The 25,131-nt window shown below is 73.4% G+C and carries 23 protein-coding genes and 3 pseudogenes; 19 read left to right on the forward strand and 7 right to left on the reverse strand.

Going from position 1 to position 25,131, the window contains the following annotated elements; genetic code table 11:
• Positions 1-119 precede the first annotated feature (119 nt).
• Positions 120-911: a LysR substrate-binding domain-containing protein gene (locus J7E94_RS31605; RefSeq protein WP_215020258.1), complete on the reverse strand. Its 792-nt coding sequence runs from the start codon at positions 909-911 to the stop codon at positions 120-122.
• 58 nt (positions 912-969) lie between these two features.
• Here J7E94_RS31605 and J7E94_RS31610 point away from each other — a divergent pair, with 58 nt between their 5' ends.
• The 4 genes from J7E94_RS31610 (at position 970) to J7E94_RS31625 (ending at position 4,829) form a co-directional block, all read left to right on the forward strand.
• Complete coding sequence (locus J7E94_RS31610) at positions 970-1,386, forward strand: DUF5997 family protein (protein ID WP_215020259.1); 417 nt, start codon at positions 970-972, stop codon at positions 1,384-1,386.
• 190 nt (positions 1,387-1,576) lie between these two features.
• A complete protein-coding gene (locus tag J7E94_RS31615) occupies positions 1,577-2,572 on the forward strand; it encodes a tellurite resistance/C4-dicarboxylate transporter family protein (protein ID WP_308345580.1) in 996 nt (331 codons plus the stop codon).
• 61 nt (positions 2,573-2,633) lie between these two features.
• Positions 2,634-3,842 (forward strand): T4 RnlA family RNA ligase, encoded by a 1,209-nt coding sequence (locus J7E94_RS31620; protein ID WP_215020261.1) that lies wholly within the window; start codon positions 2,634-2,636, stop codon positions 3,840-3,842.
• A 3-nt stretch (positions 3,843-3,845) separates the two neighbouring features.
• Positions 3,846-4,829 carry an AAA family ATPase gene (locus J7E94_RS31625; protein WP_308345582.1) on the forward strand — a complete coding sequence of 328 codons (984 nt, stop codon included), beginning with the start codon at positions 3,846-3,848 and terminating at the stop codon, positions 4,827-4,829.
• A 33-nt stretch (positions 4,830-4,862) separates the two neighbouring features.
• On the opposite strand, the gene J7E94_RS31630 is transcribed toward J7E94_RS31625, so the two are convergent.
• Positions 4,863-5,306, reverse strand: coding sequence for an SH3 domain-containing protein (locus tag J7E94_RS31630; RefSeq protein ID WP_215020262.1), 444 nt, complete (start codon positions 5,304-5,306; stop codon positions 4,863-4,865).
• A gap of 195 nt (positions 5,307-5,501) precedes the next feature.
• Between J7E94_RS31630 and J7E94_RS31635 the strand changes: the two genes are divergently transcribed.
• Positions 5,502-5,876 (forward strand): YbjQ family protein, encoded by a 375-nt coding sequence (locus J7E94_RS31635; protein WP_215020263.1) that lies wholly within the window; start codon positions 5,502-5,504, stop codon positions 5,874-5,876.
• A gap of 230 nt (positions 5,877-6,106) precedes the next feature.
• Positions 6,107-9,550, forward strand: coding sequence for an endo-alpha-N-acetylgalactosaminidase family protein (locus tag J7E94_RS31640; protein WP_215020264.1), 3,444 nt, complete (start codon positions 6,107-6,109; stop codon positions 9,548-9,550).
• A 13-nt stretch (positions 9,551-9,563) separates the two neighbouring features.
• Here the strand turns inward: J7E94_RS31640 and J7E94_RS31645 are convergent, their stop codons facing one another.
• A complete protein-coding gene (locus J7E94_RS31645) occupies positions 9,564-10,406 on the reverse strand; it encodes an AraC family transcriptional regulator (RefSeq protein ID WP_251057525.1) in 843 nt (280 codons plus the stop codon).
• A gap of 280 nt (positions 10,407-10,686) precedes the next feature.
• Here J7E94_RS31645 and J7E94_RS31650 point away from each other — a divergent pair.
• The 4 genes and pseudogenes from J7E94_RS31650 to J7E94_RS31665 all read left to right on the forward strand — a co-directional run.
• Positions 10,687-11,115, forward strand: a pseudogene (locus tag J7E94_RS31650) (MFS transporter); the annotation flags it as partial.
• Positions 11,116-11,154: 39 nt separating this feature from the next.
• Positions 11,155-11,583 (forward strand): heme-binding protein, encoded by a 429-nt coding sequence (locus J7E94_RS31655; protein ID WP_215020265.1) that lies wholly within the window; start codon positions 11,155-11,157, stop codon positions 11,581-11,583.
• Between the two features lie 62 nt (positions 11,584-11,645).
• Entirely contained in the window at positions 11,646-13,283 is a 1,638-nt protein-coding gene (locus J7E94_RS31660) for a glycoside hydrolase family 20 protein (RefSeq protein ID WP_215020280.1), read from the forward strand.
• Between the two features lie 162 nt (positions 13,284-13,445).
• On the forward strand, positions 13,446-13,790 hold the full coding sequence (locus J7E94_RS31665; protein WP_215020266.1) for a hypothetical protein: 345 nt from the start codon (positions 13,446-13,448) through the stop codon (positions 13,788-13,790).
• Positions 13,791-13,818: 28 nt separating this feature from the next.
• Here the strand turns inward: J7E94_RS31665 and J7E94_RS31670 are convergent, their stop codons facing one another.
• Together J7E94_RS31670 and J7E94_RS31675 are read right to left on the reverse strand one after the other, a co-directional pair.
• Entirely contained in the window at positions 13,819-14,124 is a 306-nt protein-coding gene (locus J7E94_RS31670) for a DUF3040 domain-containing protein (protein WP_215020267.1), read from the reverse strand.
• A 112-nt stretch (positions 14,125-14,236) separates the two neighbouring features.
• A complete protein-coding gene (locus tag J7E94_RS31675; RefSeq protein ID WP_308345585.1) occupies positions 14,237-15,073 on the reverse strand; it encodes an endonuclease in 837 nt (278 codons plus the stop codon).
• 176 nt (positions 15,074-15,249) lie between these two features.
• Between J7E94_RS31675 and J7E94_RS31680 the strand changes: the two are divergent.
• A pseudogene (locus tag J7E94_RS31680) lies at positions 15,250-15,384 on the forward strand (peptidase); the annotation flags it as partial.
• A gap of 99 nt (positions 15,385-15,483) precedes the next feature.
• Positions 15,484-15,930 carry a hypothetical protein gene (locus J7E94_RS31685; RefSeq protein WP_215020269.1) on the forward strand — a complete coding sequence of 149 codons (447 nt, stop codon included), beginning with the start codon at positions 15,484-15,486 and terminating at the stop codon, positions 15,928-15,930.
• Between the two features lie 153 nt (positions 15,931-16,083).
• Here the strand turns inward: J7E94_RS31685 and J7E94_RS31690 are convergent, their stop codons facing one another.
• On the reverse strand, positions 16,084-16,908 hold the full coding sequence (locus tag J7E94_RS31690; protein ID WP_215020270.1) for a glutamate ABC transporter substrate-binding protein: 825 nt from the start codon (positions 16,906-16,908) through the stop codon (positions 16,084-16,086).
• Between the two features lie 215 nt (positions 16,909-17,123).
• Between J7E94_RS31690 and J7E94_RS31695 the strand changes: the two genes are divergently transcribed.
• Together J7E94_RS31695 and J7E94_RS31700 are read left to right on the forward strand one after the other, a co-directional pair.
• Entirely contained in the window at positions 17,124-18,206 is a 1,083-nt protein-coding gene (locus J7E94_RS31695; protein WP_215020271.1) for a hypothetical protein, read from the forward strand.
• A gap of 251 nt (positions 18,207-18,457) precedes the next feature.
• Positions 18,458-18,991: a TerD family protein gene (locus tag J7E94_RS31700; protein ID WP_215020272.1), complete on the forward strand. Its 534-nt coding sequence runs from the start codon at positions 18,458-18,460 to the stop codon at positions 18,989-18,991.
• A 144-nt stretch (positions 18,992-19,135) separates the two neighbouring features.
• On the opposite strand, the gene J7E94_RS31705 is transcribed toward J7E94_RS31700, so the two are convergent.
• Positions 19,136-19,744 carry a TetR/AcrR family transcriptional regulator gene (locus tag J7E94_RS31705; protein WP_215020273.1) on the reverse strand — a complete coding sequence of 203 codons (609 nt, stop codon included), beginning with the start codon at positions 19,742-19,744 and terminating at the stop codon, positions 19,136-19,138.
• 166 nt (positions 19,745-19,910) lie between these two features.
• Here J7E94_RS31705 and J7E94_RS31710 point away from each other — a divergent pair, with 166 nt between their 5' ends.
• The 5 genes and pseudogenes from J7E94_RS31710 (at position 19,911) to J7E94_RS31730 (ending at position 24,970) form a co-directional block, all read left to right on the forward strand.
• Complete coding sequence (locus J7E94_RS31710) at positions 19,911-20,756, forward strand: phosphatase PAP2 family protein (RefSeq protein WP_215020274.1); 846 nt, start codon at positions 19,911-19,913, stop codon at positions 20,754-20,756.
• Entirely contained in the window at positions 20,753-21,685 is a 933-nt protein-coding gene (locus J7E94_RS31715) for a hypothetical protein (RefSeq protein WP_215020275.1), read from the forward strand. The genes J7E94_RS31710 and J7E94_RS31715 overlap by 4 nt, the downstream gene beginning before the upstream one ends.
• A gap of 92 nt (positions 21,686-21,777) precedes the next feature.
• On the forward strand, positions 21,778-22,044 hold the full coding sequence (locus J7E94_RS31720; protein WP_215020276.1) for a GlsB/YeaQ/YmgE family stress response membrane protein: 267 nt from the start codon (positions 21,778-21,780) through the stop codon (positions 22,042-22,044).
• Positions 22,045-22,388: 344 nt separating this feature from the next.
• A pseudogene (locus J7E94_RS31725) lies at positions 22,389-23,978 on the forward strand (peptide-N4-asparagine amidase); the annotation flags it as partial.
• 74 nt (positions 23,979-24,052) lie between these two features.
• A complete protein-coding gene (locus J7E94_RS31730; protein ID WP_215020277.1) occupies positions 24,053-24,970 on the forward strand; it encodes a squalene/phytoene synthase family protein in 918 nt (305 codons plus the stop codon).
• Positions 24,971-25,131 lie beyond the last annotated feature (161 nt).

A 25,131-nucleotide genomic window follows, 5' to 3' on the forward strand; every position in this document is an offset into this window, starting at 1 on the left:
GCACGGCACCTCGCCGCGTTGTCGGACCGCGCGAGTACGTCCCGTACGAGCCGCGGCCCTCCGCCTTGCGATGCACCGCACCGGACGCCGCGCCCCGGCACACCTTTCCGGCCACAGCATTAGGGACGGCGGCGCGGCTTGCCGCTCTTGCCGCCCTTGGGGCTGCCGGAGCCGCCGCGCGGGTTCTTGCCGGCCGCCTTGCCGGATCCCGGCTTCCGCTGCGCGCCGCCCGCATCCGGGCGCTTCGCCTTCGCCTTCGCCTTGGCCTTGGCGGTGGCCTTCGGCTGCTCCGGAGTCTGCGGGCGGCCGCGGGTGCTGTTGACGGTCCGCCCGCGGACGATGCCGATGAACTGCTCCACCAGATCCGTGGTCCCGTCCTGCGGCCACGACAGCGCGACGCGGGACTCGGGGGCGTCCGAGACCGGCCGGTAGGTGAGGTCCTTGCGGTGGTGCAGGCGCGCGAGCGACTGCGGGACGACGAGTACGCCCACGCCCGCGGCCACCAGCTCGATGGCGTCCTCCGTCGTGGCGGGCCGCTCGATCGCGGGCTGCCCCGGCAGGCGCTCCCAGGCCAGGGTGTCGTCGAGGGGGTGCAGCACGATCTCCTCGGCCAGATCCTCCGCGGACACCTCCTCGACCGCCGCGACGAGGTGGTCCTTGGGGATCACCACGACCGTGGTCTCGGTGTAGAGGGGGATCGCGCTGAGGTCGTCGCGGTCCACCGGCAGCCGGACGAATCCCGCGTCGGCGCCGCCGTCGCGCAGCACGCCGAAGGCCTCGGCGGGCGACACCGCGACCAGGGTCAGCGGGACGTCGGGCAGCCGCTCATTCCAGATCCGGATCCACTTGGTGGGGGTCACGCCGGGGACATAAGCGAGCCGGAACGAATGGGGTACTTCCGAGCCTGTCACCCCGCCAGGTTACCGGTCGTGGTCGGAGGTAGCGCACACGCTCGATACTCTTGACACCATGACGTCGCACCAGAACACCCAGACGATGAAGCCCGCAACCGCGGCGAAGAAGCTGGGCGTGTACCTCGAGGCCACCCCCGCAGAGTTCCAGGAGGGTGTCGTCTCGCGCAGTGAATTGAGTGCGCTGCAGGCCGACCCGCCCCAGTGGCTCCAGGATCTGCGGCGCAACGGCCCGCACCCCCGCCCGGTGGTCGCGGCCAAGCTCGGCATCTCCATCGCCGGCCTCGCCCGCGGTGGAATCACCGAGCCCCTCACCACCGAGCAGATCGAGGCGCTGAAGCAGGAAGCTCCCGAGTGGCTGCAGAAGGAGCGTGCCACCCAGGCCGAGGTCCGCAAGGAAGCGGTCCGCATCAAGGAGAAGCACGCCGAGAACGCGGCGCGCGCCGCCGAGCAGGACCGCAACCCGCGTTCCTGATCCGCGTCCCCTCTCGGTCCTCAGGCCCGGTTCCTCCATGGGGGAGCCGGGCCTGAGGCCTGTGGCGACCCGGCCGCACCGCCCGAGCGGCGCCTGTGCACTGCGCGCCCGTTCTGTCGATCTTGCCTGCAGGCGGCGAACGGACTCCCGTGCGGTGGCGGGCCGGCGGCCCGTGGGGTCCGCTGGAGGGGTGAGCCCTCTTCCCGGCCGCGGCTGGTGGGCCGGACTCCCGCCGGCCGCGGGAGCCGCCGTCATGGCCGTCGCCGTCATCTCCGTCGGCCTGCACCTGACCGGGCACGAGGTGGTGTCCCTGGTCGCGCTGGCCCTCTCCGGGGCGCTGTGGCTCGTACTGGCCGCCGATTTCACGGCCCGGCTGCTCGGTGACCGCGGACGGTTCCGGGCCGAGGCCGACACCCCGGCGGCCCTGACCGCCGTCGCCGCCACCACCGTGCTCGGCACCCGGCTCTCCGCGCTGGGATGGCAGGACGCGGCCGCCGCCCTGCTGGTCCTGGCCGCCGTGCTCTGGCCGGGGCTGCTGCTCTCCGTCGTACGGCACTGGCGGCGGCGCATGCCCGGCGTGGCCTTCCTCGTCTGCGTCGCCACCCAGGGGCTCGCCGTCCTCGCGGCCGTCCTCGCCGCCGCCGAACACCGCGACTGGCTCGCCCGGGCGGCGCCGGCCTGCTTCTGCCTCGGGCTGCTGCTCTACGCGGCGGCCCTGGTCCGCTTCGACTTCCGCGAAGTGGTGGGCGGAGCGGGCGACCACTGGGTGGCGGGCGGCGCGCTGTCCATCTCCGCCCTGGCCGCCTCCAGGCTCACGGCATCACCCGTATGGACCGGTTCGGCGCACACGGCCCTGCGTACCACCACCCTCGCGGCGCTCGGGCTCTCCCTCGCCTGGTACGCGGTCCTCCTCACCGCCGAACTGCGCCATCCCCGGCCGCGCTACGACATCCGGCGCTGGGCCACCGTCTTCCCGCTCGGCATGACGGCCGCCGCCTGCCTCTCCGCGGCGGAGCCGACCGCGGTGGCCTGGCTGCGCCCGTTGGGCGAGGTCCTGCTCTGGATCGCTGTCGCCGCCTGCCTGTTCACCTGCGCCGCGCTCGTCACCTCGCACACCTCCCACCCCTCCCGTCCTTCTGACACCTCCCGCCGAGCGGCGCGGGGCACGGGCGCCGACCGGTCATAATTGAGTACCGGGCAGCTCCTCCCGCACGTGAGAATGAGCCATCTCAAACCGGGAGGAATCCATGAGCCAGGACCACCTGACTCTGCATGACCTGATGCCCGCACAGGCCCTGGCGGACTCGATCGACGCCGGGTACGTGACCCGCAAGCCGCACCCCCAACTGCCGCTGTCCCTCTACACGTACACGCGGACGGCCCAGTACGAGCGCGTCTGGGACCAGGTCACCACGCGCTGCCGCGGACTCGTCGCCGACGACACCACCGGCGCGGTCGTCGCGCTCCCGCTGCCGAAGTTCTTCAACGTCGGCGAACACGAGTCGGGACAGCCGTACGCCCCCGCCCTCCCGGACGAGCCCTTCGAGGTCTACGACAAGGTCGACGGCAGCCTCGCCGTGGTCTTCCACTACGCGGGCCGCTGGCTGGTCGCTTCCAAGGGCTCCTTCACCAGCGCCCAGGCGACCTGGGCCCAGCGCCGCCTCGACGCCAAGGACACCTCGGCCCTGCGCCCGGGCACCACGTACCTCGCGGAGATCCTGTACCCGCAGAACCGCATCGTCGTCGACTACGGCGACCGCCGGGACCTGGTCCTCCTCGCCGCCTTCGGCCGGGACGGCACGGAGGTTCCGCTCGCCGAGGCCGCGCCCCACTGGGAGGGGATCGGCTCCGTCGTCAGGATCTGGCCCGCCATGCCCCTCGACGAGCTGATCGCGCTGACCGAGTCCAACACCCTGCCCGGCGGCGCCGCCGCGACCGGCATCGATGCCGAGGGCTTCGTCCTGCGCTTCGCCTCCGGCGTGCGCGCGAAGGCCAAGCTGTCCGAGTACGTACGGCTCCACAAGGTGCTCACCGGCGTGACCGAGCGGGACATCTGGCGCAGCCACGGCATCCAGCGCTTCGCCGGGCTGCCCGCCAAGCAGCTGGCCCAGGGCCTGAACTGCACGGTCGCCGACATCGAGGCCTCGGGCGGCAAGCCCCTCGACGCGCTGCTGGAGCAGGTGCCCGACGAGTTCGACACCTGGGTGCGCGAGGTGATCGCCCGGCTGGAGGGCGAGGCCGAGCGGCACGAGCGTGCCATCGACGGGGCCTACGCGGGCCTCGCCCACCTGGCGGCCGACCGGGGGGCCTTTGCCCGCGCGGTCCGGGAACTGCCCGACCGGGGGATCCGCCCCGCGATGTTCCTACGGCTCGACGGCAGGCCCACCGAGCTCACCACCTGGCGCCACCTGCGGCCGCAGACCGCCGACCCGTACACCACCGACGAGGAGAACTGAGCCGTGCCCGAAGAAGTGCCCGTAGTGCCCGCGACCGTTCCCGACGAGGCTCCGCTGCCCGTCGTGCACGTCATGACGGGACTGCCGGCCTCCGGCAAGACGACCGCGGCGCGCGCCCTCCAGGCGCAGGCCGGCGGCCGGATGCGCCGCGTCAACCTGGACGACCTGCGGAGCATGCTCGACCTGCCGGACCCGGAGCGGGGCCGTTCCTGGGCGCACGAGCAGACCGTACTGGCCGTACAGGACGCGGCGGTCCGCGCGGCCGTCGACGCCGGTTTCGACGTGGTCGTCGACAACACGCACCTGACCAAGCACATCCCGAAGCGCCTCAAGGCAGCGGTCGGCGGCCTCGCCGCCTTCGTCGTGCACGACTTCACCGGCGTCCCGCTGGAGGAGTGCCTGCGCCGGGACGCCGCCCGGCAGAACGCCGTCGGCGAGGAGATCATCCGGATCCTCGCCGAGAAGCACGCGAAGGCCCGCAAGGGCGGGTGGCGGCTGACGGCGGAGTGGCTGAACGGCGGCTCCGGCGCGATGGCCGCGCCGCCCGTGACCGCGTACATACCGGACCCGGCGCTGCCCACCGCGGTGATGTGCGACATCGACGGGACCCTCGCGCTGACCGGCGACCGGGGTCCGTACGATTTCTCGCGCTGTGAGCTCGACCTGCTCAACGAGTCGGTACGGCACGCGCTCGACGCCTTCCGGCGCGCCGACGGCGACACGATCGTGCTGCTGTCGGGGCGAGGCGAGGAACACCGGCCGCAGACCGAGTCCTGGCTGCGGCGCCACGAAGTGCCGTATGACGAACTGTGGATGCGGGCCGCCGGCGACACGCGCCGCGACGACGTGGTGAAGGCGGAGCTGTTCGACACCCACGTGCGACACCGGTACGCGGTACGCGTGTCGCTCGACGACCGGGACCGGGTGGTGGCGGTCTGGCGCCGGATGGGTCTGCCCACCTGGCAGGTCAACTACGGCGACTTCTAGCCGCCGCAGTCGACCTGCGGACCGGGCGAGCGGTCAGTGGCAGTACTTCACCTGGGAGAGGTTCTGGACGTAGCGGGCGGTGACCCAGTGCTCGTTGCCGTACGCCTTGTCCTCCGAGCCGGCGCCGTACGAGCGGTGCAGGCGGTACCAGATGCTGTTGCCGTCGACCGACTCGCCGTGCGTCTTGCACTCGATCTCGATCTTGCGGTTCGGGTACACGTGGTTGACGCTCTGCGAGCGGGTGGTCGGCTTGCTGCGGACCTTCAACGGGCCCTTGGAGACCACCTTGCCGAGGGCGTACCTGTCCCAGTGGCCGTCGGACCGCTCGGTGTCGTCGGCCGCGATGGCGGTCTGCTGCGACGGTGTGGCGGCGGCCGCCGCACCCTCGTCATCGGCGACGGCGGCCCCGGCCCCGACCAGGCCGAGCGCCAGGCTTCCGGCGGCGAGAGCGAGGATGGTCCTGGGGGGCTTCAGCATGAGCCGGCTCCTCTACGAAGACGTCCGCCCGGCCGCGGCGCGCGGCGCGGGGCGGCAACCAGGCGGTTGCCAGGGACGACTATGACGAGGGAGGGGCGCGCAGCCACGCTGACTCACCGCCGATTAGCCCGATATGCCCAATATTGCATACCGGTCGACGTGCGGGCCGCGGCGGGCCGGGGGAGAGTGACTGCCATGGGTATCGAAGACTATGGCGGCGGCCCCGGGGCCCAGGAGACCGGCGTCCTGGTCGTGACGACCAACGACGTCCCCGGCTACCGGGTGGAACGGGTCATCGGAGAGGTCTTCGGCCTCACCGTGCGCTCCCGCAACCTGGGCAGCCAGATCGGCGCGGGCCTCAAGTCGGTGATCGGCGGCGAGCTGAAGGGCCTCACCAAGACCCTGGTGGAGACCCGCAACCAGGCCATGGACCGGCTCATCGACCAGGCGAAGGGGCGCGGCGCGAACGCCGTCCTGATGATGCGCTTCGACGTGACGGACGCCGGAAGCGTCGGCACCGAGGTGTGCGCCTACGGGACGGCCGTCGTCCTGGCGTCCGCATCCACCTGAGCCCCGGGCCCGCGACCCCGGGCCCGCGATCTCCGGGCCCGCGACCCCCGGGCCCGCGACCCCCGAGCCCCTCCGGCCCCTCCCGAGCACGTAAGTCCAGGACGGCGCTCCGCTTTGTCCATGGGCCTGCGCGCCCCGCGGTCCGCAAGCTGTCAGGTCAGTGAGCGGACCGCTCGGGCCTGCGTGCCGAGCGGTCTTCCGCCGAGGAAGCGCCGACTCCCGGAGGTCCGATGCGAACCCCCCTCTGGCCTGCCGCAGCCGCGGTGGCCGGCCTGGTCGCCACCCTGGTCGCGGCCGCGCCCGCCGCCCCCGCCGCGGCGGCCGCACCCGTGACGATCACCTCGCCCGAGCTGTCCGTCAGCGTGGACAGCGGCTTCCCCCGTGTCATCGGCTACACCCGCCGCGCCACCGGCGACGTCCTGCACGGCAACGAGGACCCGCTGAGCACCGTACTGGTCAACGGGACCGCCTACACCCCCACCGTGACCTCGACCCCCTCCGCCTCCGCCGTGGACTACGCGCTCACCTTCTCCGGAGTGACCATCAGATCCCGTATCTCCGTGACCGGTTCGGTCGTGGAGTTCAAGGTGACCGCGATCGAGGACACCGCCGCCCTGCGCGTACGCAGCCTCGCGATCCCCGAACACCACCTCGTCAGCGTCCGCAGCGACCAGCCGGGCGCCGCGCTCTCCACGGCCACGATGCACACCGCCACCACCGGCACCGGGGACACCTTCACCCCGATCACCGGCAGCACCCCCGTCGACTCCGCCGCGACCACCGTCATGTACGGCCTGGCCAACACCGGCAAGCTGGCCGCCGCCATCGACTCCAACTCCCTCTACGACACGCCCTCGGGCGGCACCGCACGGGAGAACGGCCGGATCAGCAAGCGGGTCACCGACAAGGGCTCCTACCGCCGCGCCGGACTGTGGAGCGGAGCCTGGCTGCACCGGGCCGCGGGCGCGGCCGACGGCGACACCGAGCCGCTGCCGTACGCCCGTATCGCGATCACGGCCGACCGCAACGCGGACTCGGCCGTCGACTGGCAGGACGCCGCCATCGCCTACCGGGACATCTGGACCCCGCCCACCGGCTGGCAGCAGACCGCCGACCGGGTGGTGCAGCGGATCCCCTTCAACTTCGCCTCCCAGGCGACGCACCCCTTCGCGCAGACGCTCGACGAGACCAAGCGGGTCTCGCTCGCCACGGACGGCCTCGGACAGTTCGTCCTCCTCAAGGGATATGCCTCCGAGGGCCACGACTCCGCGCACATGGACTACAAGAACATCGGCTCGAAGCTGGGCGGCGCCGTCGACCTGAACACCCTCACCACCGCCGGACACGCCTACAACGCCGACTTCGGCGTGCACGTCAACGCCACCGAGGAGTACCCCGTCTCGGCCACCTTCGACCCGGCCCACCAGAGCGGCGGCCTCGGCTGGGACTGGCTCGACCAGTCGTACTACGTGGACACCCGCAAGGACGGCCAGTCCGGCGAGCGGCTGAAGCGGCTCCAGGACCTCAAGACCGCCGCCCCCGGGCTCGACTTCCTCTACGTGGACGTCTGGTACGGCGACGGCTACGTATCGCGCAAACTCCAGCGCGAGATCGGCGGTCTGGGCTTCCAGCTGGCGACGGAATTCCCCCACACCCTCACCGAGCAGTCCCTCTGGCACCACTGGGCGGCCGACGTCGACTACGGCGGCAGCGACCTCAAGGGCGTCAACTCCACCATCGCCCGCTTCATCGCCAACCACACCAAGGACGACTGGATCGCCCGCAACCCGCTGCTCGGCGGCGCCGAGGTCACCGCCTACGAGGGCTGGCAGGGCAAGAAGGACTTCACCGCCTTCCTGAACACCACCTTCGCCGTCAACCTGCCGACCAAATACCTCCAGGAATCCCCGATCGTGAAGTGGACCGCCGACACGGTCACCCTGGCCAACGGCACCACCGTCACCACCACCGGGAACAAGCGCCAGATCACCACCGCCGGCCGCACCGTCCTGTCCGGGGACGCGTACCTGCTGCCCCGCGACGGCAAGCTCTACCACTGGAACGACAAGGCGGGCTCCACCACCTGGACCCTGCCCGCCGGCTGGACCGCGCCCAAGCTCTACCAACTCACCGACACCGGACGCCGGCTGGTCGGCGACCTCGCGGTGAGCCAGGGCCAGGTCACCATCAGCGCCGCCGCCCGCACCGCCTACGTGGTCACCAACGGCGCCGCGCCCGCCCCGGCCGACCCCGAGTGGGGCGAGGCCGCCCCGGTCAAGGACCCCTCCTTCTACGCCGGGAACCTGAACGCCTGGACCGTCACCGGAACCGGAGCCGCCGTCACCCGCAACGCCCAGGGCCAAAGCGAGCTCACCTTCGCCCCCGGCACCACCCCCGCCGTCTCCCAGCAGCTCACCGGCCTCGCCCCCGGCACCTACGCCGCCTCCGTCTGGGTTTCCACCCCGGCCGGACGCGCCGTGACCCTCACCGCCACCCCGGCCGGCGGCGCCGCCGCCTCCGTGTACGCCGACTCCTCACCGCTGACCAACAGCCTCGGCGGCAGCGAGAAGAACGGCACGAAGATGCAGCGCATGAAGGTGTTCTTCGACGTCCCGGCCGGACAGTCCGCCGCCACGGTCAAGCTGTCCGCGACCGCCGGATCCGGCACCGGCACCGTCTACCTGGACGACGTACGCGTGGTCCGCTCCGCCCGGACCCCGCTCGGCGGGCACTTCTTCGCCGAGGACTTCGAGAACGCCGACGCCGGCTGGGGCCCCTTCGCCTTCGGCGGCGCCGGAGGCTCGGCCACCGACCCGCGCACGCACATCGCCCAGCGCAACGCCCCGTACACGCAGGCCGGATGGAGCGGCAAGCTGGTCGACGACGTGATCAGCGGGCAGAACTCCCTCAAGTCGCACGAGGAGCGGACCGGGCTCGTCTACCGCACCCTGCCCCAGACCCTGCGGCTGACCCAGGGGCGCTCCTACAAGGTGACCTTCACCTACGAGAACGGCTTCGGCGGCGACTACCAGTTCATCACCGGCGCCGGCTCCACCGAGACCGCCATCGCGCTGGGCCAGGCCCGTACGCCCACCACCTTCACGACCACCTTCACCGCCGGGGCCGACGCCTGGATCGGCGTACGGAAGGTGACCCCGGAGGGCTCGCACAACGAGGCCGATCTCGTCCTCGACGACCTGACCGTGGACGACCTCGGCCCGGCCGGAGGCGGCGAACTCGTCGTACCGCAGAGCCGGATGAGCGTGAAGGCCGTCGACAGCCAGGAGACCACGGGCGAGAACGGCAGCGCCGCCAACGTCCTGGACGGGAACGCCTCCACGATCTGGCACACCGAGTGGTACGCCTCCACCGCGCCGATGCCGCACGAGATCACCCTGGACCTCGGCGCCCCGTACAACGTCTCGGCGCTGCACTATCTGCCCCGGCAGACGCAGAGCAACGGGCGCATCGCCGGCTACCAGGTGTTCACGTCGGCCGACGGGCTCACCTGGGGCACGGCGGCGGCCACCGGGACCTTCACCGACAGCACCGCCCAGCAGGACGCCTCCTTCCCCCAGCGGACCGCGCGCTACGTCAGGCTCAAGGCCACCAGCGAGGTCGGCGGCAACCCTTGGACCTCGGTGGCGGAACTCAACATCGGCTACCGGCCCTGAGGTTCGCGCCGGGTCAACGGGCCGGGCCCCGCACCGACTGCTGGGCCCGGAACCGTACGGGAGCCATGCCCACCCGGCGGCTGAACAGCCGGCTGAAGTAGGCCGGATCCTCGTAACCGACCCGCCGGGCGACCCCGGCGACCGGCAGGTCGGTGCGGGCCAGCAACTCCTTCGCCCGGCTCAGCCGGATCCCGAGCAGGTACTCCTTGACCCCCTCGCCGGTACTGCGCCGCACCGCCCAGCGCAGCTGGGGCAGCGGCATCCCGAGCCGGGCGGCGTGCTCGGCCACCGAGATCGGCAGCAGTGCGTCCCGCGCCAGGGCGTCCATCACGGCGTCCCCGTGCCGGGACACCTCGGCGCGGGCGTAGCGCAGGGCCACCAGCAGCCCGTGCACGGCGGCCGCGGCCTCCACCTCCAGCAGCGGGCCCCCGCGCCGGGCGGCCCGGACGATCCCGTCGACCACGTGCCGCACCCCGGCCGTCCCGCTCAGCGGCACCAGCGGCCGGTCCGGGGTGATGTAGCCGAGGTCGGTGTACGCCTCCACGCTGCGGCCCGTGAAATCGACGAAGCACTCGTCCCAGCCGCCGCGCGGATCGGGCCCGTAGTGGTGCTCCACGCCGGGCACCAGCCACAGCAGCGCGGGCGCGGTCACCGGCTGCGCGGGCCGGCCGCCGTGGCTGAACCAGCCCCGGCCGCGCGTGACGACCACGGCCACGTGGTGGTCGAGGACGCGCGGCCCCACGACCGGCAGTCCGCCCTCCTGCACCCCCACCCCGAGGCATACGAGGCCGAGTCTGCGGTGGTTGGCGGTGGGGGAGAAGTACCGCATCCAACTGCTGTACGGGGGCGTCGCCATCTGCGGATTGTGATCCACGGGGCCGGGCGCGCTCAAGGGGAGGCGGGCGTCCGGACCGGAACCTCCACGGGTGCGCGGCGCGGCGGCCGGAGCCCCGCCGCCAGCCCGGCGATCACCTGCCCCCGCGGTGACGGCCGGAAAGTTTTCCGGGTCCGGCGGCAACCTCCCCGGGGGGCGCGCGTCGTGAGGGGTGGGGGGCGCAGTACCGCGCCCTCGACCCGACCGTGGAGAACCACCGTGAAGAACCTCAAGCGCGTCCCCCTCGCCGTCCGTCGGGCGGCCCGTCACCGGCTACGCCCTCGGTGCGCTGGCCGCCTTCACCCTCACCGCCCACACCAAGGCCGGCGCCGCCGTCACCATCCTCCTCATCGGCGCCCTGGGCTTCGCGACCGTGCCGCCGCTCCAGAAGCGGGTCCTCGACCAGGCCGCCGGCGCGCCCACCCTGGCCTCCGCCGTCAACATCGGCGCCGTCAACCTCGGCGCCTTCAACCTCGGCAACGCCCTCGCCGCCTGGCTCGGCGGCCTCGTGATCGCCGCGGGCCTCGGCTGGACCGCCCCGAACTGGGTCGGCGCGGCGCTGGCCGCCTCCGCCCTGGTCCTGGCCCTCGTCTCCGGTGCGCTGGAGCGCCGCACGGCGTCCCGCCCGGCCGGTGCCGCCGCCCGGACCGTCGCCGCCGGAGCCCCGGCGGCCGTCCCCGTCCACCACTGATCCACGACCCCTCGTACGACATCCCAGGAGAGCCCCCGCATGTCCCGCACCACCCGCACCGCCGTCGCCCCGCTGACCACCGAGGACGCCGACCTGCTCGTCGCCGCCGCCCGGACCGCCGCCGAAGCGGCCGGAGCCGCGGTCAGCGTCACCGTCCTCGACGCCGGCGGCCACCTGCTCGCCTTCCGGCGCGACGACCGGCCCGTGCTGATCTCCGGCGAGACCAGCGCCCGCAAGGCCTACACCGCCCTCCAGCCGGACGCCCCCACCGCCGACCTCGTCGATGCGGTCCGGCCCGGCGGCCCCTTCCACACGCTGCCCACCGTCCTCGACCGGCCCCTGCTCTTCCCCGCCGGCGGGCTCCCGGTCCACCGCGACGGCCGCCTCATCGGCGCCATCGGCGTCGTCGGCGGCGCCCCCGACCAGGACCACGGCTTCGCCGCCGCCGCGCTCGACGCCCTGGTCTGAGGCCGCCGGGTCGCGCGCCCGAGGCCTCCGTGCCACGTTGGTACGGAGGACACGGGTGCATGATGCGGAAACCGAGGCAGTACGGGAGAGTCCACGTCAGCGCGACGGCCACCGCCGCCGCGCTGGTGGTCCTCGCCCCCCCGGGCTGCACCGCCGCCTCCGACGGGGCCCGCGCTCCCACCGCTCCCGCGCCGGGCACCAGCGCGCCGCCCTCGGCCCCGGAGGGCACCGGCGAGGCCGCGCCCACGCCCACCCCGACGCCGTCCTACCCGCTGTCCACCGCCCCGCGCACCATCCCGGCCGTACGGGATCACGAACCCGCCCGCGGGCCCGGCTGGAAGCCCGCCCCGGAGGCCCGCGTGGTCGTCGCGCAGGGTGACACGGCCGCCCTCGCCGACGAGGGAAAACTGCTCGCCGGTGAACTGCGTATGGCATACGCGCAGTCGGTGGCGCCGCGCCCCGGCGATGTGGAACTCTCCCTGGGCGCCAAGGACTCAGGGTCGCCCGAGTCGTACACCCTCACCGTGAAGGACGGCCGGGTCCGGATCACCGGCCCCGACGAGGCCGGGGTCTTCTACGGCACCCGCACCCTCAAACAGGCCGTGCGGAGCGCCGGTTCGGCCCCCGAAGGCACCGTGCGCGACGGTCCGGCCAAACCGCAGCGCGGCCTCAACCTCGACATCGCGCGCAAGCACTTCACCCCCGACTGGATAGAGGGCCGGCTGCGCGAGATGGCCGACCTGAAGCTGAACCAGCTCGGCCTGCACTTCTCCGACGACCAGGCCTTCCGCATACAGTCGGACACCCACCCCGAGATCGTCTCCACCCCGCACCTCACCAAGGCGCAGGTCCGCGGCATCACGGCGCTCGCCGCCCGCCTGCACATCACCGTCGTCCCGGAGATCGACTCGCCCGGGCACCTCGGCGCCGTGGTGCGCGCCCACCCCGGCCTGCAACTGCGCGACGTACAGGGCAGAGCGGTGCAGGGCGCCGTGGACATATCCGACCCGGCAGCCGCCAAACTCGTCGACGAACTGCTGCGCGAGTACCTGCCGCTGTTCCCCGGCGGGGCCTGGCACCTGGGCGCCGACGAGTACCAGGCGCTGGTCGTCCGCAACCCGGAGGCCTCCTTCCCGCAGCTCGCGCGCGCCGCGCAGCAGCGGTACGGGCCCACTGCCCGCGTACAGGACCTCGCGACGGGCTGGCTCGACGACCGCGCGAACACCGTGCGCCCGTCGGGCAAGGCGCTCAAGGCCTGGAACGACGGCTTCTTCGCCGGCGGGGTCGCGACCGCGGCCAAGGACCTCCAGGTGGAGTACTGGACCGGCAAGGAGATCGGCGCCCGCCCGCCGCTGGACTACCTGAGCGCGGGCCGCAAGGTGGTGAACCTCAACGACGAGTACCTGTACTACGTGCTGGGCGAGCCGAACCAGTTCACCTATCCCACCGGGCGGCGGATCTACGAGCAGTGGACACCGCTGGTCCTGCGCGGCACCACCGCCGTCCCGGCCCGGTACGCCGGCCAGATCCTGGGTGCGCGGCTCGCCGTCTGGTGCGACCTGTCCGGGGCCCAGACCCAGGCCCAGGTGGCAGCGGGCATCCGGCTGCCGCTCGCCGCGCTCTCCCAGAAGGTGTGGGACTCCCGCACGCCCCCACTGGCCTGGCCCGCCTTCAACGCCCTCGCCGACCGGCTCCGGTAGGTCACGGAGGTCCGTACTCCGCCACGGCGACGGCCTCCGGCGGCCCCGACCGCCGCGACGCCCTCGGCAGGGAAGACCCCGACGGCCGCGACGCCCTCGGCGACCGCCACGGCGGGGAAGAAGCCCGCCTCCCCGGCTCCCACCGCGACCTGCGACCACACGATGCCCATCGCACCGGACCTGATCGCCCTCCGCCGCTACACACCCGAGGGCGGGTCCCACAACCTGATCGTCAAGCACGGGAACTGGAGCTGCGGCACCCCGGACACGGACGGCGCGGACGGCGCGCACTTCGGGCCGGTGGGCAAGGAGACCTTCATCCCGATCGCGGAAGCCGCCCAGACCACGGCCACGGCTCCGATCGTCGCGGGCGCGGAGCCCAAGACGATCAGCCTCCTCGAGCTCATCGCCTGGGTGACCGCCCACCCCGACTCCGGCCTGCCCTTCCGCTACCACCTGGGTGCCGACGGAGCCATCGACACCCTCGACGAGATCCACCTCCCGTAGGGGCGCCTGGCGCGGCCGCGTGGTGCGCCTACGACCCCGCGGTGCGCTCACGGCGCTGCCAGCGGCGGCGGACCCACCCGCCGACGACCGGCAGCGCCGTGACCACGGTCAGTATCCAGGCCGCGGCGAAGGCCCAGATCAGCGGCTGGGACACGGTGATCGACGCCGCGATGAGCAGCGCCAGCGTCACCGCACCGAGCAGACAGGCCGCGGCGGTGCGGTGGCGCAGATGCGCGGACCGCAGCAGCCGGTCGAGCGACCGGTCGCTTCTGAGATGGGCTTCGATCGCCGAGAGGGCGCGCTGCTCGCGGTCCGAGAGTCCGGCTCCGTCCATGGCCACGTACCTCCGTGGGCTGCGCCGCCGGGTGCGGACCGCAGCCTCTGACCTGCGGATACCCGCCCCTGGCGCGGCCCAATCCCGGCGCGGCCCAGGACTGCGCGCCCGGTCACCAGATGGAGTCGGCCCACTCCGGGTGGTCGATGAAGGGGTTGCGGTTGTGCTGGTAGGTGTCGAATATGACCTGGTTGCGGCGCTGCTCGAAGGCGTCCGGCGGGTCCTGCTGGTTCCACTGCTTCAGCAGGCTGATCCGGCCGAAGAGGGGCGCGGTGCCGTTGTTGACCCTGTCGTTCATCTCCAGGTCGGCGAAGCCGTCGCCGCCGTCGTAGCGCACCGCCATGTAGAGCAGCATGCGCGCCACGTCGCCCTTGACCGCGTCGCGCGGCTCGAAGGAGTCGGCGTCGGTGTAGCTGCCCGGGGCCTCGGAGACCGGGCTGCCGCCCATGTCGAAGTCCTTGTTGCCGCGGGTGCTGTTGACCGTGACGTCCTCGGGGCGCAGGTGGTGCAGGTCGGTGCCCGGGCCGGTCGCGGTGCCGAAGTCGCCGTGGCTCTTGGCCCACACGTGTTCGCGGTTCCAGTCGTCGGGGTCGCCGCCGTTCGTGGACTTGGACTGCGAGCGGCCGGAGTACACCAGGATGACGTTGTTCGGGTTCGCCGGGTCCTGGTCGGTCACCTTCAGTGCGTTCCACACCCCGTCGTAGGTCACCTTGGACTGGGTCTTGATGATGTCGTGCAGGGCGGTCTTCAGCGCGGCACCGGTCTTGCCCTCGGCGGCCGCGTAGTAGGCGTCGACGGATGTCGCGTAGGCGTCCGCCGAGGTGGCGGCCGCGGCCTCCTGGGAGGCCGTCGTCCGCTGCTGCCCGGCGGAGGCCGCGGCGGGTACGGCGATCAGGGCGACGGCCGCGAGGCCGGCCGCCCAGGGAGTCAGGCGAGGGATGCTCTTCACGTGGGGGTACCTCTCCGAACGCACCGTTCCCGCCCGGGGAATTGGCGGGGTATCAGGTGGCAGAGCGAGGCTCACATTGTCATGTGCCCTACAGGTAAAAACCATGTGTCGGGCGCGCGCACCTTGGTGTGTGCCGGGCGCGCACCGCGGGCAGGGTGGCGGTGGCCCCGGCGGGGTCGGCGGGGGCCGAGTTCGAGGACGCCGAGACGGTGGTGGACGGCACGCTCGTCTCGGCGAGGGCCTGGCCCGACCCCTCGCGCTGGATGCGGGAGTTCCCGACCGTGCTGCGGAGCAAGGCGCCGGCGACCTGACACGCCGCTCGGGCCGCAGCCGCGAAGGGGAGGCTCCTCATTCCCTTGTGAAGTGTCGTGGTCCGGGACTGCCGCGGCACGGGAGGTGTGCTGAGGTGGATGGTCCACGCCGGCGACGGCCGGGTCCTGGCCACCCACCAGGCCGCCACCGGCAGCGCCTTCGTCAACGACGTCGTCGTCGGATGCGGCGGCGCCTGGTTCACCGACTCCTTCAACGACGTCCTGTACTTCCTGCCCGCCGGCCGCGACCTCGCAGGCGCCGGCGCCGCCCCGCGCACCCTGCGGCTCGGCGGCGAGTGGGCCCCGGTCCCGCCCGGCGGCCGGCACTGGGGCGCCAACGGCATCGAGCGGACCCCCGACGGCCGGGCCCTGCTGGTGGTGCACGACACCGCCGAGGCGCTGTACCGCGTCGACCCGCGCACCGGCGACGCCACGCGCACCGTGCTCGACGGCGGGTCGGTGGGCAACGGCGACGGCCTCGTGGTGCACGGCCGCACGCTGTACGTCGTACGCAACTGGGCCTACGCCATCGACGTGTCACCCTGAGCGGGGACGGCCGCCGGGCCCGCTTCGCGAAGCAGATCACCGACCCGCGCTTCGACGAGCCGACGACCGCGGCGGTGTACGGCGACCGGCTCTACGTCGTCAACGCCCGCTTCGACGCCGACTGGTCGGACCCCGCCACCGCCTCGACGATCGTCAGCTGCCCGCTGTGATGCCCGACGTGACCTGTGGGGCCGGCTCGTACTTGTAGTCGGCCGCCCCGAAGTTCTTCTTCACGGCCGCTTCCCAGGAGCCGTCCTTGACCATCTTCTTCAGCGCGGCGTTGATCTTGCCCTGGAGTTCCTTGTCGCCCTTCTTGACACCGATGCCGTAGCTCTCGTTGCTCAGGTTCAGCCCGATCAGCTTGAACTTGCCCTTGTTGCCCTTCATGGCGGTGTACCCGGCCAGGATGGAGTTGTCGGTGGTCATGGCGTCGACCGTGCCGTCACGGAGGGCGACGAGGCACTCCGAGTACCCGTCCTGCTCCAGCAGGCTCGCCTTCGGGGCGAGGTTCTTCCTGATGTTCTCCGCCGAGGTGGAGCCGGTGACCGAGCACAGCTTCCTGTTGTTGAGGTCCTCGGCCTTGGTGATGCTCGCGTCGTCGGCGCGGACCAGAAGGTCCTGGTGCGCGATGAAGTACGGGCCGGCGAAGTCGACCTTCTCCTTGCGCTTGTCGCTGATCGAGTAGCTCGCGGCGACGAACTCCACCTCGTTGTACTGGAGCAGCAGCTCGCGGTCGTTGCTGTAGACCTGCTTGAAGTCGATCCGGTCCGGCTTGTAGCCGAGCTCCTTGGCGATGTAGGTGGCGACATCCACGTCGAAACCGGAGAAGGTGCCGTCGGCCTCGCGCATCCCGATGCCCGGCTGGTCGAACTTGATGCCGATGGCGAGCTTCCCCGTGGACTCGTCATCGCCGCACCCGGAGGTGGTGAGGACGAGGGCGATCACTGCGGCGACCGCTCCGGCCTGGGGAACCTTCATGCTGCACTCTTTCCTCGGACGCGGGCCGTGCGCCGGGATCGCCGGGCGCGCGGGGAACCGCGGTGACGCAGGGGAACGTCGAGACACGTGTACGAGGAAGCTAGAAAGGGGACGGGCACAGCGTCACTAGATCTGAGGAAAACTTGAGGATAACGATCCGGAACGGCCGCAGATTATGTGGTCGGTCGTGGTCGGAACGGGAAAAAGGGGCGGACATGGGCACTGATTCGGTACGGCTCGACGGTAATGCGCTGCACTTGGGTGAAGAGGTGCAGATCCGCTTCATGCGGACACTGCGCCTGCCCGAATCGGGCACGCACGCGCTGCCCCCGGGGCTGGGGGAGTTCCCGCTGCGGCGGGTGGAGGACTACCCGGACACGGCGCCGCAGGAATGGCTGGCGAAGGGCGGCGTGATGCTGCCCGTGTACCTGCGCGAGGCGATGTGGCTGAGCTTCGGCGGCACCCGGGAGCCCGCCGCGCTTCAGGTCGGGGTCGGCAAGGTGTGCGCCGTCTCCGGCGAGCGCTGGACGGGCCGGCTGGCCCGGGCCCCGCAGAATTACGTGGTGCTGCCCCGGCAGCCGTGGCTGGACGGGATCAACTCGGGCGACGGGACCGTGCGCCAGTTCGTCGCCGTACCGCTGGGGCTCGGCGCCACCGTCGAGGGCCAGGTGACCGGCGAGGAGACCACCGGCGGGGTGCAGCTCCAGGCGTTCCCGCTGGGGCCGGAGGCGCTGGCCGAGTGGCGGCTGGCGGAGCGGGCGCGGACGCCGGGGCCGAGGCCGTACGGGGGCGGCCTCCCGTACGGGGCTCCGCCCGCACCCGGCGGTTTCGGGGGCGCCGTGCCGATGCCGATGGCGGCGTCCGCTCCCGGCGCGGCCCCGAGGCAGGGCGGGCCCCCCGCGTCGGCGGCCCCGGCGATGGGGCTCGGTGTCGGCGGGGCCATGCGCCAGGAGGTCTACCGCGACGAGCGGCCGCTCTCCGCCTGGGCGCGGGAGCCGGCCGCGCGGGTCTTCGTCCACCTGGTGACCCCGCCCGCGTGGCGCCGTATCACCGGGGAGGACGCACCGCCCTCGCCGGTCGACCGGGCCGCCTACACCAAGGCCGGGCTGCCCTGGTTCGACTACTACGACGAAACCGCCGCCGACCTCGCCCCGGCGGAGGCCCTGGGCGGGGTCAAGCCGGTGGGGGAGTGGCTCGGCGACGACCACACCCCCTGGGCGGAGCCGGGCCCGGGCCAGGTCAAGCCGCTCGGCAACGCTCCGAGGCCGGGCAAGCCGGTACAGGACGGCGCCTGGTAGCGGAGCGCGGGTGGCCGGGCGCGGGTGGTCGGGCCAGGGTGGCTCGGCGCGGTTGGCCGGGTCAGTGGCCGGGTCAGGGTGGCCAGGCCAGGGCGCGGCCGGGTCAGGGCGCGGCCGGGTCAGGGTGGGCGGCCGGGCCGGGTGCCGCGGGGGCCCTGCCGAACTGGCCGGGAACGTATGGCCGTTCGGTCCTGGCGCGGGCCACGTGGGAGCATGTCCGGGCAATACCCGTTCAGAGGAGGGGGAGTTCGGTGACCGGTGTACGCAAGGGTCTGGCCAAGGTGGAGGTCGGGCTGCGGTGGGACCCCAGCCCCGCCGGCACGCCCGCGCACGACCTCGACCTGGTGGTCGCGGTCTACGGCGCGGCGGACCTCCACGGGGTGCCCCTCCAACTGGTCCACTTCGGCAGCCGGTCGCCCGACGGCACCATCACCCTCAACCGGGACAGCCACACGGGCCAGGGTTTCGGCTACGACGAGGTGATGACCCTCGAACTCGACCGGATGGCACCCGAGTTGCGCCGGGTGGTGGTCGGCGTGGTCATCCAGGACATCGGCGGCGGTCCCCGGAGGACCTTCGCCGACATCGCCGGCACGGGCATCCGGATCCGCGAGGGGTACACCGACCTCGCCCAGGGCGGCTTCGAGTCCGTCCCGGCGGCCACCGCGGCCACGGTCGCGGAGTTCACCCGGGAGGACTCGGGCGTCTGGTCGCTCGACGCGCGCCTGCGCGGCTTCGACGCCGGCCCCGAGGAGTTCACCCGCATCATGGGCGCGATCCGCTGACCTCGAGGGGCCGCCGCACAGATCGGGCGGCGGCCACTCCACGTGTGAGTGCCCGCCGCCCGGTCCGGGTGGCGCGCTGCCGCCGTCCCCACGAGGCAGCGCGGGCAGGTCGCCGTCCGGTCATCGAGACGGCGGCCCACCGGTTCAGGGGGTCCGGGGTGCTGTCAGCCCCAGGGAGGGGAGCATGACCGCGTCGACGAACCGCACCAGGTAGTCGGCGTCGGCGTACCGCCCCTCCAGCACCGGCCGGATGCGGAGCACGCCCATGAGCTGCGCGGGCAGGAACTCCACGGCGGGGTGGTCCGCGGCGATCTCACCCCGGGCCACGGCCCGCTCCACCATCGCGTCGAAGGCGGCCAGCTCCGGCTCGACCAGGGCCTCGCGCAGGGCGGCCTGGAGTTCCTCGTCGCTGAGCACGGCGTGCCCGAGTGCCTGCGTGAGCCGCGTGTCGCGGCCGGAGGTGCAGGCCGCGATCCGGGCCGCCTCGCGCAGGTCGCCCCCCAGCGTCCCCGTGTCCACCGCGACCAGGGTGCCCTGCCGGTTCGCCCGCAGGGCGGCGGCGACGAGCTGGGGCTTGGTCTTCCACTGCCGGTACAGCGTGGACTTGCCGCAGCTCGCGCGGGCGGCGACGCCCTCCATGGTCAGGGCCTCGTAGCCGTGCTCGCGCAGCTGGTCCAGGACGGCCTCGTAGAACTCCTGTTCCCGCTCCGGGCTGATCTTGGAGCGGCGAGCGGTGGCCGGCGTCGACGTCATGGGGTGCGGCTCTCCTCGGGGGCGCCGTGGGGGCAGGTTCGAGTACGAGTGTAGGGGAACGCAGGCGTATCGACACGCCAGTGTATCGATACGCGAATGTATCGATACACTGGCGTGTCGATGTGTGCCCTGTCGATGTGCGCGCAACAGGAAGAGAGACCGGGGGATGACCTCCCAGACCACACCTGCCGATCCGGCAGCCGGACCGAGAGCCGCGCGCCGCCGCCTCATACGCGAGCTGCTGCTCGTCGCGGGCCTGTTCACCGTCTACAAGGCCGGCCGGATGCTCTCCACCGGACGCACCGACGAGGCCTTCCGCAACGCCGCATGGATCTGGGACGCCGAGCGCGCCCTGCACCTGCCCGGCGAGGGCGCGATACAGCGGCTGCTGCTGCACGGGGACGCCCTCGTGCACGGCGCGAACACCTACTACGCGGCCGTCCACTTCCCCGCGACCGCGCTCTTCCTGGTCTGGCTCTACCTGCACCGTCCCCGCCACTACCTGTGGACCCGCCGGGTGCTCGCCGTCCTCACCGGTGCCGCCCTCGCCCTGCACCTCGCTTTTCCGCTCGCACCCCCGCGGATGCTCGGCGACGCGGACCTGATCGACACCGCCCAGGTCTACGGACCCACCGTCTACGGGGCCGCGCCGGCCACCGACACCATGGCCAACCAGTTCGCCGCGATGCCCTCCCTGCACTTCGGCTGGGCCCTGATGCTCGCGCTCGGCGTGATCGCCGCCACCCGGTCCAAGTGGCGCGCGCTGTGGCTGCTGCACCCCCTGCTGACCCTGCTGGTGGTCGTCGGCACGGCGAACCACTACTGGCTCGACGCGATCGTGGCGACCGTCCTGCTCGGGGCGGCCCTGCTGCTGATCCGGCGGCCGGGCCCGGGTGCCGCCGACACGGACCCAGGCGCTCCGGACACCGACGCGGGCGCCCATCCGGGTGCCGCCGTACGGGACCTGCCCGGCCCGCGGCGCGCCGCCGAGGCCGTGGGAGCCGCGCGATGAACGCCACCGCGCTCGCCGTCTGCCTCTGCCTCGCCTCCGCCGTGGCCTACGCGTCCGCCGCCGTCGCCCAGGAGCGGCTCGCCCGGGCCGCTGTCGCCCGCAGCGCCAAGGCCCTGTTCGGCAACAGCGCCTGGTGGTGGTCGGCCGGGCTGAACGCGTCCGCCGCGCTGCTGCACGCCGCCGCCCTGCGCTACGGGCCGCTCACCCTGGTCCAGCCGCTCGGCGCACTCACCCTCGTGGCCGCCGTCCCGCTCGGCGCGCGCCGAGCCGGGCGCCGGGTGGCGGGCACCGAGTGGCGGGGCACCCTGGCCACCGTCGCCGGACTGGGCCTGCTGCTGCTCCCCGCCTCCGGACCGGCCCCCGACGACACCCTCACCCTGGCCGAGGCGCTCGCCGTGTCCGGGGCCACGGCCGCCGTGATCCTGCTGCTGACCGCCGCCAAGGACCCGCGCTCCGGCCTGCGGCACGCCATGGCCTCCGGGCTGGCCTCAGCGGCCGCCTCGGCCCTGACCCAGACCGTGGCCGTGGCGGGCGGCCGCGGCGGATCCCTGTTCAGCGTGCGGGTCATCGCGGTGGCCCTGCTCGTCGTGGTGTTCGCGGTCGGCGGCCTGCTGCTGTCGCAGCGGGCCTACCGGGGCGGCCTCGGCGCCCCCCTCGCCGTGGTGAACCTGGCCAACCCGCTCGCCGCGGCCGCCATCGGCATGGTCCTGCTCGGCGAACGCCTCCAGGGCGGCGCGGTGGGGGTGCTGCTCGCGGTGGCGGGGGCCGTCGCCGCGGCGCGCGGCGTGCTCCTGCTGACCCGTACGCCCTCGCCGCCCACCGCCCGGGCCGTGCCCGCCGCCCCGGACGGGCCGGCCGCGCAGACCGGGCCAACCGCCCCGGCCGCCCCGGCCGCCCAGGCCGCCCCGGCCGGCCGCGTGGCGGCGTGAGCCGCACGTCCGGCCGGTCGCGGGAGAACCGTTTCGGCCCCGCCCGCGTCCTCCCCGGAGAACACCGGACCACCGAAACGGAGTGAACGGGCATGGGGATCGTCGGCTGGATCATCCTGGGACTGCTGGCCGGAGGCATCGCCAAGGTCCTGCTGCCCGGCCGGGACCCGGGCGGCCTGATCGGCACCACCCTCATCGGCGTCGCCGGCGCCTTCACCGGCGGCTGGCTCTCGGCGCGCTTCCTGGACCGGCCGGTCCAGACCCAGTTCTTCGACCTCGCCACCTGGGGCTCCGCCATCGCGGGCTCACTGGTCCTGCTCATCGGCTACCGGATCCTGTTCGGCAACTCCCGCGACTGAGCCCGCGCCCGCCCGGGCCCGGGCGGGGCGACGCCCCGATGGCCGCCGGGCCCGGCCGCGAGGGGCGAGATCGCGCCACATTCGGCACACCGGCCCTGGCGCGGTCCCGGCGGGCCGGGTTTCACTGCGGGCCCATGAGACGACACAGGACCACGGGCGTGCTCGGCGCGATCGCGCTGGCCGCCGCCACCCTGGCCGGCGCGGGACCCGCGTACGCCGCGACCGGGCCCGCCGCGACCGGGCCCGCCACGACCGGGCCCGCCACGACCGGGCCCGCCACGACCGGGCCCGCCACGACCGGGCCCGCCACGACCGGGCCCGCCACGACCGGGCCCGCCACGACCGGGCCCGCTGCGGCCGCGCACCCCGCGGCCGCACAGCCCGCGACCACGCCCGCAGGCGACCCGCCCGCCGAGTTCGGCACCGACTGGCACGACCCCCTCACCGCCGCCCCGCCCGTCAGCCGGCCCGCGACCCGGTCCTGCGAAGTGACCCTCGCCGAGGCGCAGTTCCGCGACTTCACCCCGTACCAGGGCAGCTACACGCCGCCCGGGGGCTGCGGCGCCGACCACTGGGCCAAGGTGGTTCTCCGCCTGGACGGCAAGGTCAAGGGCCGCCAGTACGACCGGCTCGGACACCTCTCCGTCGGCGGCGTCGAGATCCTCCGCACCTCCACCCCGCAGCCCTCGCCCGACGGCATCACCTGGTCCGTCGAGAAGGACGTCACCCGCTACCGGGACGCCCTCAGCCGCCCCCAGCCCGTCGAGATGCTCATCGGCAACGTCGTCAACGACACCTACACCGGCGTCATCGACGTCAAGGTCACCCTCACCTTCTACGCCGCCGAGCGCGGTACCGCGACCCCCGACACCCCCGACCGCGTCCTCCCGCTGACCTCCCCGGACGTCACGACCCCGCGCAACACCGAGCGCCTCCTCGCCGAGGTCTACGCCACGGGCTCGGGCGGCGGCTGCGAGGAGTACTGGTACATGACGACCCCGGACGCGGCCCCGTACTCCTGCAAGGCCGCCGACGGCCCCTACCGCGAGGTCCGCATCTCCGTGGACGGCGGGCTCGCGGGCATCGCCGCGCCCTTCCCCACCGTCTGGACCGGCGGCTGGTCCAACCCCTTCCTCTGGTACGTCACCCCCGGCCCCCGCGCCTTCGACGTGCAGCCGGTCCTCTACGACCTCACCCCCTACGCCGCCCTCCTCAACGACGGGCGCCCGCACCGGATCGAGGTGTCCGTCGCCGGGGTGCCGGCCGGGCAGAGCGGCTGGAGCACCCCCACCAATCTGCTGCTCTGGCAGGACGAGGCCCGCGAGGTGGTCACCGGAGCGCTGACCCGGCACGAGCAGAGCGATCCGGCCAACTCCTCCCGCTGGACGCCCGCCACCCCCGGCACGCCCGGAGCCGAGCACCGCCTCGACACCGAGGGCGCCCACCGGCTGACCGTCGCCGGGCACCTCGACACCTCCCACGGCCGGGTCACCACCACCGTCACCCGCGCCGTGGGCAACACCTCCGTCCACCGCTGGACCGACGGCGAGAACCGCGACGCGCTCACCGCCACCTGGACCGACGAGGAGACCGTGACCCGAGGCGCCAACGCCACCCGCACCGCGCGCACTTACACGATGGACGGCGAGACCGCCCTCGGCGACGGGGACCGGCTGCGCACCGTCCTCTCCCTGGGCGACCGCGCGGACACCGTCACCCTGCGCGGCGGCCGGAGCGTCGACGCCACCCGGCTCGACGACCGGTACACGGGCGACGCCACCTACACCGCGAACGTTCCGCGCGACCAGCGGCACGCGGTCGCCACCACCACCGCCCGCTACCGGCTGCATGGCTCGGGGGCGCCGGGCGGCTGCTACGACCGTACGGTGTCCACCGTTCAGGGCACGGTCACCGGGGACCGCCGCCGCTGCTGACGCCTGCTCCTGACATCCTGGCTCCTGATCCTCGTACGTTCGGGGAGAAACGTTTCGAGGGGAGCACCACCACCATGCCGAGCTGGCGCACCACGCTCACGGCGGCCGGGATCTCCGGCACCCGGCTGCGGGAGGACTACACACACGCCGCACGCCGGGTGCTCCGCCGCGAACCCGCTCCCTACCTCGCGCTGCGCCTGCTCGCCGCCCCGCCGCTGGTGCCCTGGCTGGCCGCCGGTCTCGCCTTCATGAACCTGGTCGACGACGTGGCCGAAACCGGCACCCCGCCGCAACGGGCCGCCGCACTGGCCGCCTTGACCGAGCAGGTCGACGCCGCCCTGACGTCGGGGGACAGTTCCGACCCCGTGCTGCGCGCCTACGCCCACGCCGTGCACTCCCGCGCCCTGCCGCCGCACTGGGTGTCCCGGTTCCTGGAAGGCGCCGCCACCGCCGAGGCCGGCTTCGACGGCTTCGCCACCGAGGAGGACTTCCAGGCCTACCTCGACGCCTACGCCTGGCCCGGCGTCCTGGTCTTCACCGGGCTCCAGTACCAGGGCGGCCCCGACCCCGAACAGGCCGCGGGCTGGAGGCGGTTCGTCGACGCCGCCCAGCGCGTCGACTTCCTCGCCGACCTCGCCGGGGACCTTGCGGACGGCCGGCTCTGCATCCCGCGCGACCGGCTCGCCGAGCACTCCGTGACCCGCGCCGACCTCGAACAGGGCCGTGACACCCCGGCCGTACGCGCCCTCCTCGCCGACGAAACCCGCCGCGCCCGAGCCGCTCTCGACGCCACCGACGGCCACCTGGGCCTGGCTGCACCGGGCCTGCGCCCCGTGGTGGCGACCATGCTGCAGCTCATGGCGCAGCAGCTGACCGCTGTGGAGCGCGCGGGCACCACCGCCGTGCGCCGGGACACCGGCTACGGTCTGGTGGCCCCGCTGCGTATCCTCCTGCGCGCCCGCGCGCACCGTCCGCGCGCCGCCCGGCCGTGACATTTGTACGGACACCCTCCGTACATGCGGATCTGCCGGGCCCCCGCACAGACGGCGACCCTGCTGGGCGGAAGCCGTCCGCGCCGCCCGCCGCCAGGGCTGGCTCTGAACCCGCCCCCCAGGGCGGGCCCGTCCGGCCGCCTTACGGCGTGGTGTACGAG

The sequence above is a fragment of the Streptomyces sp. ISL-94 genome (assembly GCF_018614075.1).
Taxonomy (GTDB): Bacteria; Actinomycetota; Actinomycetes; order Streptomycetales; family Streptomycetaceae; genus Streptomyces.